Origin of the sequence: Gilliamella sp. Lep-s35 (assembly GCF_009795845.1) — a bacterium.
Taxonomy (GTDB): domain Bacteria; phylum Pseudomonadota; class Gammaproteobacteria; order Enterobacterales; family Orbaceae; genus Gilliamella.
On the sequence record NZ_WTEX01000003.1, the window covers coordinates 20,198 to 38,022 of the forward strand.

Genomic DNA, 17,825 nt, shown 5'->3' on the forward strand with positions numbered 1-17,825 from the left:
ATGAATAAATAGGCGAACAAAAAAACTACAATAAAAGTACTTATTAAATAAGGAGCATAAGATGGCTAAAAAATATATTTCTCGTGGTAAATTTACACGTATGCAACAATTATCAAACCAAGATGGCGTTATTGCTGCATTAGCGATAGATCAACGTGGCTCAATGGTTAAAATGATGGAGTCAGCTGTTGGTAAAGAGCGTTATCATATTGATATGGTTTATGAGTTTAAAGAACTTGTCTCTCAAGAATTAACTAAATATGTTAGTGCAATTTTGTTAGATGAAGAGTATGGCTTTAAAGGAATGTCAGCCAAAAATAGTAATGCTGGATTAATCATGTCATATGAGAAAACAGGATATGATGCTAATACCCCAGGCCGATTACCGGATATTTTACCGGAAGATTCATTACAGCGCCTAATAAAAAAAGGGGCGGATGCCGCAAAAGTCTTGGTTTATTATAATCCCGATGATCCTCAAGATATTTTAGACAAAAAGCACGCATTTTTAGAACGTTTAGGTAATGAAGCAAGAGCCGCTGATATTCCTGTTTTTGTTGAACCGATTGTATATGATAACGTGATAACCGATGATAAAAGCCCTGAATTTGCCAAAATCAAACCCAAAAAAGTCATTGATACCATTAAAGAATTTACAAAAGATCAATATTATATTGATATTTTAAAAGTCGAAGTTCCTGTATTGTTTAAAAATGTAGAAGGGTTTAATGACAATAATATTGTTGTTTATACTCAAAAACAAGCTGCTGATTATTTTAAACAAGCAAGTGATGCCGCAACTCGTCCATTCATTTATTTAAGTGCTGGCGTACCGACAAAAACTTTCCATGATGAGCTGATTTTTGCAGGTGAAAATGGTGCAAAATACAGTGGTATTTTAGGTGGTCGAGCAACATGGTTTGAAGGTGTTGCTGCTTATGCAAGTGGTGGTAAAGAGGGCTTAAAACGTTGGTTAGATCAAACGGGACGAGAAAATGTTGAGCACCTTAACAAAATATTAAAACAATATGCAACACCTTGGTATGATATTTATGGTGGTAAAAATAATATTGAAGTTATTGATATTAAATTAAGTAATTAGCTAATTATCTTAAATAATCTATATTACTTTGTGTCGCAAACTTAGCTAACCCAAGTTTTATATAAAATAGGTACAATTTTGTAAATACAGTAATTTATTTATAGAGTTAATTTGTTATTTCCACCAATTAATATGGTGGAAATAATAGCAATCTAATTATCAATAGGATCTACATCAATACTCCATTTTACTCTTGATGTTTCAGTCCATTTATTTATTTCCATTAATAGTTGATTTAATATTTTCTGTAACTGTTGCCTATTTGTATGTTGAAGTAGTAACTGCCAACGATAATATCCCGCTTTTTTAGGTTGATTTGCCGGCATTGGTCCAAGTTGCCATAGCGTATGGTCATAATGTAGTTTTAACCAATCATAAATATGTTGTAGAAAACTTGGAGCATAATGATTATTGCGATCTGCTGCACGAACTAATGCTTGGTAACTAAATGGTGGTAGTTGGGTATGTTGTCGTTCTTGCAATGTTAATTTGGCAAATTTTTGATAACCTTCAGTTAGTAAAACATTAAGTAAAGGATGCTCAGGATGGTATGTTTGTAAAATAACTTGCCCTGTCTTAATTTCACGACCAGCTCTTCCTGATACTTGTGTATAAATTTGAGCAAATCGTTCAGTTGCCCGAAAATCACTTGAAAATAAAGCACCATCAACATCGATAATTCCAACTAAAGTGACATCAGGAAAGTGGTGGCCTTTAGCTAAAATTTGCGTGCCAACTAAAATGTGTGCGCCACCTTGTTGAATACTTTGTAAATAGTTATCTAATGCGCCTTTTTTACTCACTGTATCTCGATCAATGCGACTAATCTTGATATTAGGAAAAAGAATTTCAAGTTGCAGTTCAAGTTGTTCTGTCCCAAACCCAATAGGCATTAAATGCGTTGAGCCACATTTTGGGCATTGCTTGGGCACTATCCTTGGTGTATCACAATAATGACATATAAGTTTGTGTTGTTTTTGATGTAGTGTATAGGGTCTATCACAACGAGGGCATTCGGCAATCCACCCACAATCGTGGCATATTAGTAATGGTGAAAATCCTCGACGATTCAAAAATAACATGACTTGGTTGTTATTAGATAAATGTTTTTTTATTTGCTCAATTAATGGTTGAGATAAACCAGCAGTAAGTACTAACCCACGCAGATCTAAAATCGACTGTTTGGCAAGCTTTGCATTACCGGCTCTTTCAGTTAATTGTAATAAATGGTATTTGTGATTTTGTGCATTATTGAGTGTTTCAAGCGACGGTGTTGCAGAGCCTAAAATAATTGGAATATTATTAAATTTAGCTTGGATAATAGCTAAATCTCGAGCGTGATAGCGCCAACCTTCTTGTTGTTTGTAGGAACTATCATGCTCTTCATCAATAATAATCATACCTAAGTCTTTAAATGGAGTAAAAAGTGATGAGCGAGTGCCGACAACTATAGCGTTTTCTCCGTTTTTACTTCTTAACCAAACGTTAAGTCGTTCTTTATTGGTTAGTCCTGAATGTAAAATATCAATTGGTGCATTAAACCGCTGTTTAAAACGTTTAATAGTTTGCGGTGTTAAACCAATTTCAGGAACTAATACTAATGCTTGCTTACCAGTAGCTAAAATATTAGTAAGTATATTTAAATAAACTTCTGTTTTTCCTGAACCAGTCACGCCCTCCAGTAAAAATACTCCAAATTGATCATTTTGTTTATTAATTTTTTCTATAGCATAGAGTTGTTCGCTATTTAATTGAATTGAACTAGTGTTAGTTGAAAAGTTTGTTTGCCATTTAATATTATCTGGTTGACTTGTTACTTGCTCAATAAGCTGTTTTTTCTGTAATTGACGATATATAGTATTGCTAAAATCATTGTCTGAAATTGTATTATTTCTAAATGATGATAATAATAGTTTTTGTTTTGAAGATCGTGATAGTGATTTCAAATCAATATTTTTACCTAATTGGGTTAATTGCCATCTTTTAACTTCGCCTTGCGCAGCTTCACGCCCTTGCCTTAGTAAAACAGGGATAGCATGAAATAAAACCTCACCAATAGGATAATGGTAATAACTAGCTGCCCAATTTAATAATTGCCAAATAGATGGGGTAAAAATAGGGACTGTATCAATAACTGTTGTAATGGTTTTTAAGTTTTTAATATCAAAATCAGTTTTTTCATCAATATTAACAATGATTCCTATTGCATCACGCCAGCCAAAAGGCACTTTTACTCGCATTCCAACTTTGGCAGGGCTAGTTAACTGATAATCAAACAGATGGTAAACTGGTACTGGTAAGGCTATATGAGCGATAAGCATTAAAAATCACAAATATTATAATTAATATAAAGCTATATTGTACGCAGTTTTTATTTAAGCCGCAAAAGGTATGGAAGTAATTTGTTATTACATATACATAGAATATATTGATTACTCATCGGAATGAATTGTTTTATAAGATAAAATCAAATGGTGGTAACTATTAGTAAAATTTGCTATCTTGACAAAAATTGATGATTAATAAAATATTAGGGGTTAAAGGATGAGTGAATCATTTTCACACATTAATCAGCGAGGTGAGGCCTATATGGTTGATGTTTCAGAAAAATTAATAACAACACGAGAGGCAAGAGCTGAATCATTAGTTTTAATGAATGCAAAAACACTGAAAATGATTATTGAAGGTAAACATCATAAAGGTGATGTTTTTGCAACAGCAAGAATTGCAGGGATTCAAGCTGCTAAAAAAACTTGGGAACTTATTCCGCTTTGTCATCCCCTTTTTTTGAGTAAAATTGAAATTAACATTGAAGTAGATAAAATAAATAATTGTGTTCAAATTCAATCGTTTTGTAGATTGAATGGGCAAACAGGCGTTGAAATGGAGGCAATGGTTGCAGCATCTGTTGCTGCCTTAACTATTTATGATATGTGTAAGGCTGTTCAAAGAGATATAGTTATCTCCCAAGTAAGATTGTTAACAAAAAGTGGCGGTAAGTCAGGTGACTTTATTGCCGAAAAAGTTTAATAGAGATAAGATGAATAAAGTTATTTTTTTTGCTCAAATTAGAGAATTAATTGGGACTGAATGTATTATGTTAGAAGCTAGCCAACTTTCAGTTTCTTGCCTTATTGAGCAGTTAAGTAAACGTGGTGATCAATGGTTATTAGCGTTCAAAGAAAGTTCAGTTCTATGTGCTGTAAATCAAACATTGGTTGATTTTAATTATATTGTGCAAGAAGGTGATGAGATTGCATTCTTTCCTCCTGTAACTGGTGGATAACATCATGGATCTTATTAAAGTTAGTGAGCAGCCCATTGATGTTAATAAGCTAAATGATTGGCTTTCACAATTACCACAAGATGGTGCCATTGTTACTTTTATGGGTAAAGTTCGTAGTATTGAAAAACAAACAATAAACCTGTTTTTAGAACATTATGCAGGCATGACTGAAAAAGTTTTAGCCAATATTGCCGATCAAGCTAGAGAAAGATGGCAATTAAGCCGAATTGCGATAATTCATCGAATAGGTGAAATTAATGCAAATGAACAGATTGTCTTTGTAGGAGTAAGCAGCGCACATCGTTCAGATGCGTTTGCAGCAGCAGAGTTCATTATGGATGTATTAAAAAATGAAGCGCCTTTTTGGAAAAAAGAACGAACTCTACAAGGAGAAAGGTGGGTTGAAGCAAAAAAAACAGATAAAGAAGCATTGAAAAAATGGTATTAGTATTTATTTAGGATATAATGATATGGATTTATATCATTCATTTTAATGAGAGGTAATTAATGAAAAATTATTCACCTAATGGTTCAGTCATTGAACAATCAGGTAGTCGTATTCAAACATACATGAGTCATGTTTATGGGTGGATGACTGTTGGTTTATTCTTAACAGGAATTGTTGCGTGGTTTGCATCATCTAATCCTGCGATGGAAGGCTTATTGTTTTCTGTTACCCCTAGAGGACTGCACACACTTAGTGTATTTTCGTGGGTTTTGATAGCGGCTGAACTAGGGTTAGTATTTGTTTTATCTGGCATGATTAATAAATTATCAGGTAGTACAGCAACGACATTGTTTATGCTTTACTCTGTTATTAGTGGGTTAACTTTAACACCCATTTTTAAAGTGTACACTGGTTCATCTATTGTTAGTGTCTTTTTCATTTGTGCTGGTATGTTTGCTGCAATGGCTTTTTATGGATATACCACAAAACGTGATTTATCTGGTTTAGGACGTTTCTTGTTTATGGGCTTAATTGGTATAGTGATAGCTTCTTTAGTTAATATCTTTATGAAAAGTGAACCGTTAATGTGGGGAGTGACTTATATTGGTGTGTTCATTTTTGCAGGGTTAACAGCCTATGATACACAGAAACTAAAAGATTTTGGAGATCAATTATCGCAGGATGATCCTAATATGTTTAGGAGATTTGTTATTTTAGGTGCATTAACCCTTTATCTTGATTTTATTAATTTATTCATTATGTTGTTAAGAATTTTTGCAGATCGTCGATAATTGTGTTTAATTCTAATAAAAGGGCTCTAAATTGAGCCCTTTTTTGTTAACATTTTATTAGAGTATTTTTAAGCACTGGTTTGTTAAAAAGTTTCAGGAATGCCCCTCGTTTCAGTATAAAATAAAGTAAAAATGATATAAGTGATTATTCAACAGGGTATGATTTATTTGAACCTATAATTAATCGTAACTGGCTTTTAATGTCTAATTATAGCTCTTATGCAGTGAGAACAACTGATAATATTTATCTTGTGAATCGATTGGGAATTAGCCATTATATGGATTTACATAATCGGGAGGTTAATGCCCTCCCTAATTATCAATATATTCAAGAAGCGATGGATCATATGCGTTATTTTTTCCAATCAGGAAAAAATAGTTTAACAGATAAAAACAATTAATTATAAATTTAAAGTTAGGAATAAATCATTATTTACCACGTTCTCGTGATAGATAATGATTGTTTATTAATGCACATCTGCACAATTTAGGCAGTAAATATAGCGATTTTGTGGATCGTGAAACTGATTCCATAAAGAAACATGTTGCTGAAGTTGTTTTGCTTCTGGAAGTTGTTCAAAAAATATTTCTGCTGTTGATTTAGGTAACATGGCAAACAGATCTGAATAAAATGCATTAAACCAACTTCCTTGTGGTTTTTGCCAGTCAATTTCATAATCAGTTAAATTAGCTAATGTTGCCGCAGTTTCAATGGCGTCATCAAAATCACCTAGTTTATCTACAAGCCCAATTTTACTTGCTTCTGAACCTAACCAAACTTGACCTTGTCCAATTTTATCGACTTGTTCTTTTGTCATATTTCTAGCTTGTGCTACTAACGAAATAAACGTTTGGTAACCGTTATCAATATTCATTTGAATTAATTGGCTCATTTCGTCAGGTAGGTTTTTTGTTGCGGTATTGCCTGCTAATGGTGAGGTTGTTACGCCATCACTATAAACGCCAATATGAGATAACGAGTTTTCAAAGGTTGGAATAATACCGAAGATACCAATAGAACCAGTAATTGTATTTGGACTAGCAACGATATAGTCGGATGCGGTTGATATCCAGTATCCACCTGATGCAGCCATTCCTCCCATAGAAACAACAACAGGAATTTCATAACTGCGTAATGCTTCTAGCTCACTACGAATTGCTTCGGATGCCTCAACGCTTCCTCCTGGGCTATTTACTCGTAATACCACCGCTTGAATGTTATGTTTGTTTAAATTTTTACGAATATTTCTTAATTGTTCAACAATGTCTTGGCTACCAGCAATGTTACTATTATTTTCACCATTGGTAATAGTACCATTGACGAAAACAACAGCGATAAGAGGTTTTTGTTCGTTGTTCTCACCACTTGATTTTTTATCTTTTTTTGATTTAAGCTGATAATCATAGATGCTGACTTCTTGTTTATTACTGAATTCTTTTTCGTATTGGTAATTGGATGCAAGCGCATCGACTAATCCATTCGATATAGCATATTGAGCCAGATTGCCATTGCTTGCTTTTAAATTTTCTAACATAACATCTGGTGTCGGAACTAGTTGTGTCGCAGCTTTTTTTCGTTGTGTTGAAATATCATTAAGATAATCATTCCACATAAGTGTTAACCAACGTGTCGTATTACTTTTAGCTGCCTCAGACATGTCGTTGCGAATAAAGGGTTCGATAGCTGATTTATAAGTTCCTACTCTAAAAACATGTGTATTAATTTTTAAATTCTCAAGTAAGGATTTATAGTATAGGTTATTTGCAGCTAGCCCATATACATTAACAGACCCAAGTGGTGTTAAATATATTTTATTGGCATAACTAGCTAAATAATATTGGCTTTGGTTAAAATTAGAACCAAAAGCATAAATTGGTTTATTTGCTTCGCTAAATTTTTTTAGATATTTGCCAAGATATTGTAGCGAACTCATATCTGCACCAGCAAAATTATCTAATTTAAGGACAATTTTTGTAATATTTGGATCCGCTGTTGCTTGGGCTATTTTTTGCGTTAATTCAAATAAACTGTTTTCGCGCGAAGTATTTACTTTTTTGCCATAAATTTTATTTTGTAAGGCATAGATTTCATCACTGTAAAGTGTGTTATCTACAATAGTACCCTCAATATCTAAAATCAATGCACCATATTGTGGAGTAATTTCTTGTTTTTGTGCTTCTTTAATTAATGCAATGCAGCTAAAGATTAAGATAATAATAATTAGGAATATTAAGTTAAGAAATATTTCCCTAATAAAGTTAATCACTTTCCATATTGATTTCATGAAAGATAAAACAGACATAATAATTGATCCTTTCGTAGTAGTTTATCTAATTTTTGCTTCGATATTTTTCTTTCTAAAGTATTTTTTATCTTCAAATCGTAGGCATGTTAGCTTTCCACCCCAGCAACACCCTGTATCAAGTGCATAAATATTTTCGGGAGTACCTTTTCCATTTAATGAAGCCCAATGTCCAAAAGCGATACTATATTCGCTAGGAATTTTGCTCGGTAATAGAAACCAAGGTTTTAGTTTTGAAGGTGCGTGTTCAGGTGATTTTTTATAATAGAAATCTAATCGACCATCTTCATAGCAAAAACGCATACGAGTTAATGCATTAGCAATATAACGTAGTCTATCTAAACCTTGTAATCCTGTCTGCCATTCATCTGGAAAATTACCGTACATTTTATCAAGAAATAGGACATAAGAGTCACTAGATAACATAACATTTAAATCATGAGAACATTTTTTAAGTGTTTCAAGATTCCATTGTGGTGAAATGCCCGCATGAGTCATAATGAGTTTTAATGATTCATCAATTTGGGCTAATGGCTGTTTACGTAACCAATTCATCAATTCATCAAAATCTGGTGCACGAATGATTTCTTCAAGATTATCCTTTTTTTGGGCAGGCGTTACATTGGCATAAATAGATAATAAATGTAGGTCATGATTGCCTAATACCAACCTAATTTGGTTGGTGTTATGTTTGACAAATCTTAGCACTTCTAGCGATTTGGGTCCTCTAGCAACAAGATCACCGGTCAGCCATAAAGTATCTGATGCTGAGAATTTTGCTTTTTCAAGTACTCGCATAAATTCATCATAGCAGCCATGAATATCGCCAATAATTAAGTTTGCCATGTTATTAATTCCATGAATTTGCAAGTTGACAGTATTGCTGTACTGTTAAGTTTTCGGCACGTAAATTTGGGTCAATCTCTAATTTGATTAATTGCTCTACCGTAAACATATTACTTAGACTATTACGGATAGTTTTGCGCCTTTGATTAAATGCTTCTGTAGTTAATCGAGAAAGAATTTTTATATCATGAACTTGATAAGGTTTTTCTTTATATGGAATTAATTTAACTACTGCAGAATCTACTTTTGGAGCTGGTTTAAATGATGTTGGTGGGACTTCCAATACAGGAATAATCTGACAATAATATTGTGCCATAACACTGAGTCTGCCATAGTTTTTACTATTAGGGGCAGCTACAAGCCGAGTAACAACTTCTTTTTGTAGCATAAAATGCATATCAGTAATAATATTTGCATGTTCAAATAAATGGAACATCAAAGGTGTAGAGATATTATAGGGTAAGTTACCAAATATTCTTAATGGCTTACCTAATTGATCTGACAACTGATGAAAGTTAAAAGTTAGTGCATCTTGCTCAATAACCGTTAATTTATTACTTAAAAGTGGATTTTTAATTAATCGGCTAGCTAGATCTCTGTCAATTTCTATAACAGTTAAATGATCAATATGTTTACTTACAGGTATTGTTAATGCAGCCAGTCCTGGACCAATTTCAACCAGTGCTTGATCTTTTTGGGGGTGTATAGCCGCAACAATACTTTCAATAATATAATCATCATGCAAAAAATTTTGCCCAAATCTTTTACGGGCAAAATGTCCCTGATGTACACGACTATTCATGTTTATCTTCACCTGTAATTTTAATATAAGCGTCACCTTTTATTTCTTGAAGCCATACTTGAGACTCTTCAGAAAATTTGCGATTAAAAATAAGTCGATAGGCTTGATCTTTATTCATAGCATTTGTCCCATCTACTTGTCTTGTATCAATTAATTGAATTAAATGCCAACCATAAGACGATTTTATCGGTTGACTTATTTCTCCTTTTTTCAGCTTAGTTAAAGCATTTCTAAAGCCATTATCATAAACTTCAGGTCGACTCCAACCTAAGTTGCCTCCTTTGCTTGCTGAACCAGGATCCTCAGAATTACTTTTAGCCGCAGCCTCAAAGGTTGTTGTACCATTGATAATTGATTTTCGAATATCGGTTAATTTTTGTTTTGCAGTTTTATCTGTTACCAATACATTAGTTTTGATCAAAATATGCCGTGCATCGACTTCTTTAATTTTAACTGTTTTTGGCGCTTCTGAACGAGTATCATCAACTTTCAAAATATGCAAACCTACACCAGAACGGATAGGGCCAATGATACTTCCCTTTTCTGCACGTACTAAACGTTCTTCAAAGATAGTAGGTAGTTCATTAAGTTTACGCCATCCCATATTGCCACCTTTTAAAGCAAAATCATCATTTGAATAAGATGTGGCTAATTTAGCAAAACTTTCTCCTTTTTTAGCTCGATTGATAATATCTTGAGCTTTATTTGTCGCATTATTAATTTGTTGTTTAGATGCTTTTTCTGGAACAGAAATTAAAATATGACTGATTTTTACATCAATATTATTGGTTGGTTGACGAGCAATATTCTTTGCTAAATTTTCAATTTCTTTTTCTGAAACTTTGATTCTTGGTCTTATTTCATGTATTCGGGTTTCTTCAATTAACATGTCATTGTGGATTCTTTCTCGGTAAGAGCTATAGCTAATTCCCATTGTTGATAGTCTGCTTCGAAGTTGATCGATAGTCATACCATTTTCAGCAGCAATTCTACTAATGGTATTTGTTACCTCATTATCACTAACTTTGATTTTAGCTTTAGCGGCTTTTTGTAAAATTAAATTTTCAATAATTAAACGTTCAATTATTTGTTGTCTAAGTACTTTATCATTAGGTAAATTTTTAGGATCAGCACTGGCTTTAATTGTTTTTAACATATCAGTAACATCACTTTCTAAAATGACATTGTTATTAACAATTGCCGCAACTTGTTCTACAACTTTTGGTACAGCATTGGCAGATAATGGCGTCATAATTCCTAAATTAATGATTAAGCTTAACGCGATAAAAAGTTTTAATAATTTCATATTTATTTAACTCATTTTGTTGTTACAATATTGACGGCCTGTAATAAATTTATCAGTAGTCCACATTTATAAAGATATTTTACTCAAATACTGTTGTATATGGTAACTTACCAAAATTTAGCATTTTAGCTTTGGTGTCTCGATTATTACCTAATCCTTGTAACTCGAAGTTAATAGATAGTTTATTTTCATACTTACTTCTCCGAGAAGTGTTATCCCAATCGGTTAGTTTTCTACCATATTGCGCCGTCATTCCCCAACAACAGTCACTATAATGTAAACCAACGAAACCATCGGTAGTCTGTTCTAATTTAATATCATAATAATATGAGCCAACAGCACTGATTGTTTGTGATAATGGCCAAGCAGTCATAATTCCTGCTTGAGTAATATCTTGCTTATAACCTCTATAAAAAGGGTTTTTATCAACAGTGTCAATATAGTTACGATTGGCGTAGCGATAAGATAATTGCATTAACTTGTCACTCGATGGTCGGTACTCAAATATTGTATTAGCTAATGAAATTGTATCGATTCGAGTATCATATTGGATGCCACTTCGAAATATTATATTATCACTTATACGCCAAAAATTATCAGATGCCCAAGTAATGCTACCAGTATCAGAGTTTTTGTCTAAATCATTATTATGTTCACTGGTTTTTGATTTGGAAAAATAAGTAATTTGTCCGATTGACAAGTTAAATTTTTCAACCTTATTCTTATCATAGAACCGAGTTGTTACCCCAGTTGATATTTTATTTGTTGAAGCAATCCTATCTAAACCGCTGTATGGTTGATCTCTAAATAGACCAATATAATCTGATTGTAATATAGTAGAATCATAGTTGCTAATATTAGATTGGTTTCGGTATGGAATATAAATGTATTTTACTCGTGGCTCTAAGGTTTGTGTATAACCATCGATAAAAGGCATATCACGCTCAAAGATCACTTTACCATCGATACTAAATTTAGGTAAAAAACGATTTACACTTTTATCTAAGTATTTATATTGTTCAATGTCTTTTCGAATATTATCTTGATTATAACGAGTTGCCATAAATCCCGTTTCAGTGGTTAATGATGACCAAGAATTGGTTAAGGTATAATTTAGCGTTGGTTCGATATGAGCTCGCCATGCTTTAGGTTTATTTTCCCCAGATGTCAAAAAGCGAGATATTTGAGAAAATGTTCTAAATTTAAATGGTCCTAAATCGTTATTATAGTAACTCACATCCAGCTGTGGCTCGGTTTGGTAAAGTGAGTTTTTCAGTTCTGAATGAAATGGTTGAAAATGCCTATAGCCTAAAGTAATATCCCAATTTTCATCATTATAAGCAATTTTATAAAACTGCGTTAAATATCCTGCAGTTTGAGAGGTGTATTTAGAGTCTAGGTTTGTGAGATACTGATTGTCACTAACTCGAGTTGTATCAGCATAAAAACGCCAATTATAGTTAATTAATTCTTCATTTTTCCAATGGAATAACCAACGATGCCGATTGTCATCATAATTATAACCATTGATATGATTTTTTCTATCTTCACTATATTTACTATCATGTTGTAACCAGTCAAATGCAAGTGTACCTAAACCTAATTCATTTAAATAGCGAAATTCTGTTTGTAATTGAACACCACGTTTTTCTAAAACTCTTGGCGTGAAAGTTGCATCGTAGTTTGGAGCAATATTCCAATAAATAGGTAGTGAAAAATCAATGCCGTCAATACTATCATAGCCTAAATTAGGCATTAATAGCCCTGAACGACGTTTATCGCCGGTTGGCAATTGTAAATAAGGCGAGTATAGAACAGGTATTTTGCCAATACTAAATATGGCATTCCATACTTCTAGCAATTGTTCTTCATTGTCATGAATGACCGTTGTTCCCTTAATGTTCCAAGTATTGTCATTAACAGGACAAGATGTATAGTTACCATTTTTTAAAATAATATATCGATTCTTTTCAAGTTTCATTTGATCGGCATTACCCCGACCAAGTCTATTAACAAGTTGATATTGGCTAGGGCTCATATTTGCATCATTATTATTTAGGTTCATTGATGCATTATCGCCTTTCATTTGTATTAAATTATCTTGATAAGTAATATTTCCTTCTAATTTTACTATTCTGTTATTGTTGTCTTGGGTATCGATCGTTACTTTATCCGCTTGAACAGTGCGGTTACCTTGTTCTATTAATACTTCACCTTTGTATATGGCAATATTGGGATATAATGCTTCTAATTGATTAGCTTCAGCATTTACTGGTAAAGTGTTTGTATCTCCATTGACTAAAGGGCGATCAAACCTTGGAACATTTATCAGACATTGAGAGTTATTGCTAATAGAATCTTTTGGTAAACCAATAGCATAACTAGGACTGTTATGCAAAGAGAGAGTAATGATTATTGCAATAAGAGAAAGCGCTAATTTTTTCATCAATGATTTAAAAGTTATTATGATTATTTTAATTACAATATTATAACGGTTATTTATAAAAGTGCGAATTAAAAATTAATGTTTTCCCTTGCGTTTATTCATTTTATTTAACTGTTTTACCATTATTATTCTTTTTTCGATTGAAGTGAATTGAAATTCATCCCACCATTTCACTAATTCCAAAAGCTCTCCTTTTTCGATTGAGGCGCGCATTTCTAAAAGGTCATAAGCAGCTCTAAATTTAGGGTGCTCTAAAATAGCAAACGCACGTTTACCATGTCGTTTTTTCATACGTAGTTGTAAACGCCAAATATCTCCCATTATGGTGGTTAAGCGTCTAGGTATGGCAATACTTTTACATTGTTCACTTAGCACTTCGTTAATTGCCATAGAGAACGAATCATGGAATGGCAAGCCACTTTCGATACATGTTGCTTGTGTTTGTTCAATTATCGGATACCAAAAAAAGGCTGCAAATAAAAATGCAGGATTAATGCGCTTGTTGTTAGCGATACGATAATCAGTGTTTTTTAAAACTTGCTCAATAATTTTTTCTAAATAACCGTTCTGATTTTTGGCAAACAAACGATCAATAATAGGAAATAACTGTTCGAAAAGACAATATTCTCTTAGTAACTTGTAAGTTTTATAACCATTTCCTGTTTGTAATAGTTTTAACGATTCATCAAAAAGTCGAGCTGAGGGGATATTTTTCAATAATGATGCAAGATCTTTAATTGGCCCAGCGGTTGCAGGTTCAATTTTCATATTTAATTTTACCGCAAAACGCACTGTTCTTAGCATCCTAACTGGATCTTCTCGATAACGTGTTTGTGGATCGCCAATTAATCGAATGATGCCTTTTTGTAAATCTTTTAATCCTCCACAATAATCACGTAATGCAAAGTCTTTTATGCTGTAATAGAGTGCATTGATTGTAAAATCCCGACGAGCAGCATCTTGTTCAATGGTTCCGTAAACATTATCACGGAGTAACATTCCTGATTGAGAACGTTTAGCTATATTATTTTGTTCATCCTGACTGCTATGATCACCTCTAAAAGTGGCTACTTCAATAATTTCTTTACCAAACATAATATGAGCAAGACGAAATCGTCTTCCTACTATACGACAATTACGGAAAATTTTTTGAATTTGTTCAGGTGTTGCATTTGTTGTGATATCAAAATCCTTTGGTATTTTACCTAAGATGAGATCTCTAATGCAGCCACCAACTAAAAAAGCTTCGTAACCTTGCTTATTTAATCGATGCAGGATTTTTAATGCGTTTGCACTAATATCTTTACGAGATATATTATGTTCATTGCGTGGAATAGTCACGTAGCCAACTTTTTTTGGTACTTCATGACGAAAAAACTTTTGATAAAAACGTGAAACTTGTTTAAAAATAGCGCACCCCAAAAAGTGTATTGACTTAATAACATATAGTGTACAATTATATCGTAATTACTAGTAAGTTTCCATTTTTCTTAAAATGTGTTTTTAACTCAATAAAATTATATTTTTCCAAGAGACCTTAAATATTCTATTTGATTTTTTAAACTTAATTATCAACAATAGTCATTAATATAACAATATTAACAATATTTAATGAACAAATACAAATTTGGTTTGCTCAGATTGTTGTGTTTAACTAATTAATTAAAATAAATAAAATTATACTCAGAATTTTTTTACTTATTTTTTTTGTTTATTAACTATAATTTATAACACATTATAGTTAAGAAATTATGAAGAGCTTTTTAATGTTATTTGCTATAACCTTATAGATAGAAGTTGTTCGAGTATATATCATTAACTAATAACTTATTGGGGACATTATGAATATTCGTGATTTGGAATATTTTGTTTCGTTGGCTGAATTTCGCCATTTTCGTAAAGCTGCAGATGCGTGCAATGTAAGTCAACCAACTCTTAGTGGTCAAATTAGAAAGTTAGAAGATGAATTAGGCGTAATGTTATTAGAACGTACTAGTCGCAAAGTGCTATTTACACAAACGGGTATGATGCTAGTTGAACAGGCCAAAGAGATTTTGCGTAATATTCAAATTCTAAAAGAGATGGCAAGCCGTCAAGGTGAAGAAATGTCAGGACCAATGCATATAGGATTGATTCCTACTATAGCGCCTTATCTTTTACCACATGTTATTACTGTTTTACATGAATCTTTTCCTCAATTAGAACTTTATCTGCATGAAGCACAAACTGCAAGTATTGTTGCTCAGCTTGAAAGTGGAAAACTTGATTGTGCCATTGTTGCACAAGTTAAAGAAACAGCGCAATTTATTGAACTGCCATTATTTGATGAACCTATGTTTTTAGCTGTTCGTGCTGATAACGAACTTGCTAGCAAAAAAACGGTTAAATTACCCGCTTTAAAGGGACAAAAATTTTTAATGTTAGAAGATGGTCACTGTTTGCGTGAACATGCAATGGGATATTGTTTTCAAGTTGGTATTGATGAAGATAAACAGTTCAAAGCAACAAGTCTTGAAACGCTTAGGAGCATGATTTCTGCAGGTCGAGGTATTACTTTATTTCCAGAACTTGCAACTCCTAATGAGAGAATTCGCGATAATATTTGCTATATTCCATGTACAGATCCAGTACCATCACGCAGTATTATGTTGATTTATCGCCCTGGTTCTCCATTACGTTCTCGTTATGAAACAATAGCTAAAACTATCCGTGAACATATGCCAAAAGTGCTTGCTGAAAAAGAGCGATTATTAAAAGTAAAAAATTAATAGTAGGTTACATTTAAACGATTAGGGTTAAGCTATTAAATGAAAAATATCAAGACTGGCGGAGGTATTCGAGCTCAACAAAAAGAAAGAACTCGCCGAACTTTAATTGAAGCTGCATTTAATCAACTTAATGCTGAACAAGGTTTTGCGAGTTTAAGTCTGCGAGAAGTAGCGCGTGAAGCAGGTATTGCCGCTACTTCGTTTTATCGGCATTTTCGTGATATGGATGAATTAGGTTTAGCCATGGTTGATGAAAGTGGTTTAACACTCCGGCAATTGTTGCGTCAAGCACGTAAACGTATCGAAAAAGGGGGAAGTGTATTACAAACATCAGTAACCACATTTATTGAATTTATTGATAAAAACCCAAAAGTATTTTTATTGCTACTTCGTGAAAAAGCCGGAACGTCATCGGCATTTCGTTCGGCTATTGCTCGTGAAATCCAACATTTTATTGTCGAACTTGTTGATTATCTCGATAATGCTAACAACATGCCTCATCGTTATAATGAAGCTCAAGCGGAGGCAATGGTCACTATAGCGTTTAATGCAGGCGCTGAAGCGATTGATTTTGACATAGAACATCGTCAAGAATTAATTGAAAATCTTATATTTCAACTTCGAATGGTTTCTCGTGGGGCTTATTATTTATACTATAAAGAGCAAATTAAGCAAGAGCAATAAAGAAATGATAAAAAGTACTTAAATTGAAAATATAGAAGACAAAAAAACCACCCGAAAATTCGAGTGGAAGGCAAAAAATGAAAAACATAATCCGTTAATGTAGACAAACTAAATGTATAAAAGTTCAATTTTAATTTATATATTTTTCATACATTTTATCTTGCTGTTGCTAATTTATTGATTATATTGTAAATAATTGTTGTTGATTTTTTGAGATATTTGCAAATAAGCTATATAATTTATAAATATGACTATCAATTTTAATCAAAATAAAAGGTTATTAATTAATGGATTTGATTTAATTGCAGAAAACTTTATTTTATACTTAAACGCATAGCTCTCCTGAAAGTTTTTAACAAAACTAAAAATAATAGTGATATAGTGCTATAAAAATTAAATTAATCCTAAAATAGGCTAACTTGTATTTAATTTTGAATTCACCTATAATGCTGCGATATTGTATTTAATTACCAATAATAATTGGGGCTGATTCTGGATTCGACGGGATTTGCGAAACCCAAGGTGCATGCCGAGGTGCGGTAGGCCTCGTAAATAAACCGCAAAAAAATAGTCGCAAACGACGAAAACTACGCACTAGCAGCTTAATAACCTGTATAGAGCCTTCTCTCCCTAGCCTCCGCTCGTAGGACGGGGATCAAGAGGAGTCAAATCCAAACGAGATCGTGTGGAAGCTTTGCTTGGGGCGGAAGCATTAAACTTAATCAAGCTAGTCTATCAGTAGCGTGTTTGTTCGCAGCGGGTAGATGAAATTCAAAAACAAACTACGCATGTAGTACCGAGGATGTAGAGATTTCGGACGCGGGTTCAACTCCCGCCAGCTCCACCACCCATCAAAATAAAACAACCAATAAAATCAAAGGGTTATAAAATAAAGCTACTGTTTATTTATACATAAAACTGACTCAAAATAGACTATATCAGGACATAAAAATGCACGTGAAATGCACGTGAAATTTTTCCAGAGCATTTTGTTACTTCATCTCAACAGCGACGAAGATCACAATTACGTGTTCTATCAAACA

General features: G+C 33.0%; 15 protein-coding genes and 1 other RNA gene. 9 read left to right on the plus strand and 7 right to left on the minus strand.

Features of this window, described 5'->3' with window-relative positions; all coding sequences use genetic code 11:
• Nucleotides 1–61 precede the first annotated feature (61 nt).
• On the plus strand, nt 62–1,102 hold the full coding sequence (locus GQ590_RS01680; RefSeq protein ID WP_160406221.1) for a tagatose 1,6-diphosphate aldolase: 1,041 nt from the start codon (nt 62–64) through the stop codon (nt 1,100–1,102).
• A gap of 152 nt (nt 1,103–1,254) precedes the next feature.
• Here the strand turns inward: GQ590_RS01680 and priA are convergent, their stop codons facing one another.
• Nucleotides 1,255–3,423 carry a primosomal protein N' gene (priA, locus tag GQ590_RS01685; protein ID WP_160406220.1) on the minus strand — a complete coding sequence of 723 codons (2,169 nt, stop codon included), beginning with the start codon at nt 3,421–3,423 and terminating at the stop codon, nt 1,255–1,257.
• A gap of 223 nt (nt 3,424–3,646) precedes the next feature.
• Between priA and moaC the strand changes: the two genes are divergently transcribed.
• From moaC to GQ590_RS01710, 5 genes are all read left to right on the plus strand, one after another.
• Nucleotides 3,647–4,132, plus strand: coding sequence for a cyclic pyranopterin monophosphate synthase MoaC (moaC, locus tag GQ590_RS01690; RefSeq protein ID WP_160406219.1), 486 nt, complete (start codon nt 3,647–3,649; stop codon nt 4,130–4,132).
• Between the two features lie 10 nt (nt 4,133–4,142).
• On the plus strand, nt 4,143–4,388 hold the full coding sequence (moaD, locus tag GQ590_RS01695) for a molybdopterin synthase sulfur carrier subunit (RefSeq protein WP_160406218.1): 246 nt from the start codon (nt 4,143–4,145) through the stop codon (nt 4,386–4,388).
• A gap of 4 nt (nt 4,389–4,392) precedes the next feature.
• The gene (gene moaE, locus GQ590_RS01700) at nt 4,393–4,836 is read left to right on the plus strand and encodes a molybdopterin synthase catalytic subunit MoaE (protein WP_160406217.1); all 444 of its coding nucleotides are present in this window, start codon (nt 4,393–4,395) and stop codon (nt 4,834–4,836) included.
• Between the two features lie 59 nt (nt 4,837–4,895).
• Complete coding sequence (locus GQ590_RS01705; protein WP_160406216.1) at nt 4,896–5,627, plus strand: Bax inhibitor-1/YccA family protein; 732 nt, start codon at nt 4,896–4,898, stop codon at nt 5,625–5,627.
• Between the two features lie 200 nt (nt 5,628–5,827).
• Nucleotides 5,828–6,028 carry a hypothetical protein gene (locus GQ590_RS01710; RefSeq protein ID WP_160406215.1) on the plus strand — a complete coding sequence of 67 codons (201 nt, stop codon included), beginning with the start codon at nt 5,828–5,830 and terminating at the stop codon, nt 6,026–6,028.
• Between the two features lie 66 nt (nt 6,029–6,094).
• Here the strand turns inward: GQ590_RS01710 and sppA are convergent, their stop codons facing one another.
• The 6 genes from sppA to pcnB all read right to left on the minus strand — a co-directional run bounded on the left by sppA (nt 6,095) and on the right by pcnB (nt 14,671).
• The gene (sppA, locus tag GQ590_RS01715; protein WP_160406214.1) at nt 6,095–7,930 is read right to left on the minus strand and encodes a signal peptide peptidase SppA; all 1,836 of its coding nucleotides are present in this window, start codon (nt 7,928–7,930) and stop codon (nt 6,095–6,097) included.
• 24 nt (nt 7,931–7,954) lie between these two features.
• Entirely contained in the window at nt 7,955–8,776 is an 822-nt protein-coding gene (apaH, locus tag GQ590_RS01720) for a bis(5'-nucleosyl)-tetraphosphatase (symmetrical) ApaH (protein WP_160406213.1), read from the minus strand.
• 4 nt (nt 8,777–8,780) lie between these two features.
• Nucleotides 8,781–9,578, minus strand: a complete 798-nt coding sequence (gene rsmA, locus GQ590_RS01725; protein WP_160406212.1) for a 16S rRNA (adenine(1518)-N(6)/adenine(1519)-N(6))-dimethyltransferase RsmA — start codon at nt 9,576–9,578, stop codon at nt 8,781–8,783.
• Nucleotides 9,571–10,884 carry a peptidylprolyl isomerase SurA gene (gene surA / locus GQ590_RS01730; RefSeq protein WP_160406211.1) on the minus strand — a complete coding sequence of 438 codons (1,314 nt, stop codon included), beginning with the start codon at nt 10,882–10,884 and terminating at the stop codon, nt 9,571–9,573. Before surA ends, rsmA begins: the two co-directional genes overlap by 8 nt.
• A gap of 79 nt (nt 10,885–10,963) precedes the next feature.
• Entirely contained in the window at nt 10,964–13,330 is a 2,367-nt protein-coding gene (gene lptD / locus GQ590_RS01735; protein WP_160406210.1) for an LPS assembly protein LptD, read from the minus strand.
• Nucleotides 13,331–13,405: 75 nt separating this feature from the next.
• On the minus strand, nt 13,406–14,671 hold the full coding sequence (pcnB, locus tag GQ590_RS01740; protein WP_368669146.1) for a polynucleotide adenylyltransferase PcnB: 1,266 nt from the start codon (nt 14,669–14,671) through the stop codon (nt 13,406–13,408).
• Between the two features lie 500 nt (nt 14,672–15,171).
• Here pcnB and oxyR point away from each other — a divergent pair, with 500 nt between their 5' ends.
• The 3 genes from oxyR to ssrA all read left to right on the plus strand — a co-directional run bounded on the left by oxyR (nt 15,172) and on the right by ssrA (nt 17,629).
• Nucleotides 15,172–16,098, plus strand: coding sequence for a DNA-binding transcriptional regulator OxyR (gene oxyR / locus GQ590_RS01745; RefSeq protein ID WP_160406208.1), 927 nt, complete (start codon nt 15,172–15,174; stop codon nt 16,096–16,098).
• Between the two features lie 39 nt (nt 16,099–16,137).
• A complete protein-coding gene (fabR, locus tag GQ590_RS01750) occupies nt 16,138–16,782 on the plus strand; it encodes an HTH-type transcriptional repressor FabR (RefSeq protein WP_160406207.1) in 645 nt (214 codons plus the stop codon).
• 482 nt (nt 16,783–17,264) lie between these two features.
• Nucleotides 17,265–17,629, plus strand: a transfer-messenger RNA (tmRNA) gene (gene ssrA / locus GQ590_RS01755).
• The last annotated feature ends 196 nt before the right edge of the window (nt 17,630–17,825 follow it).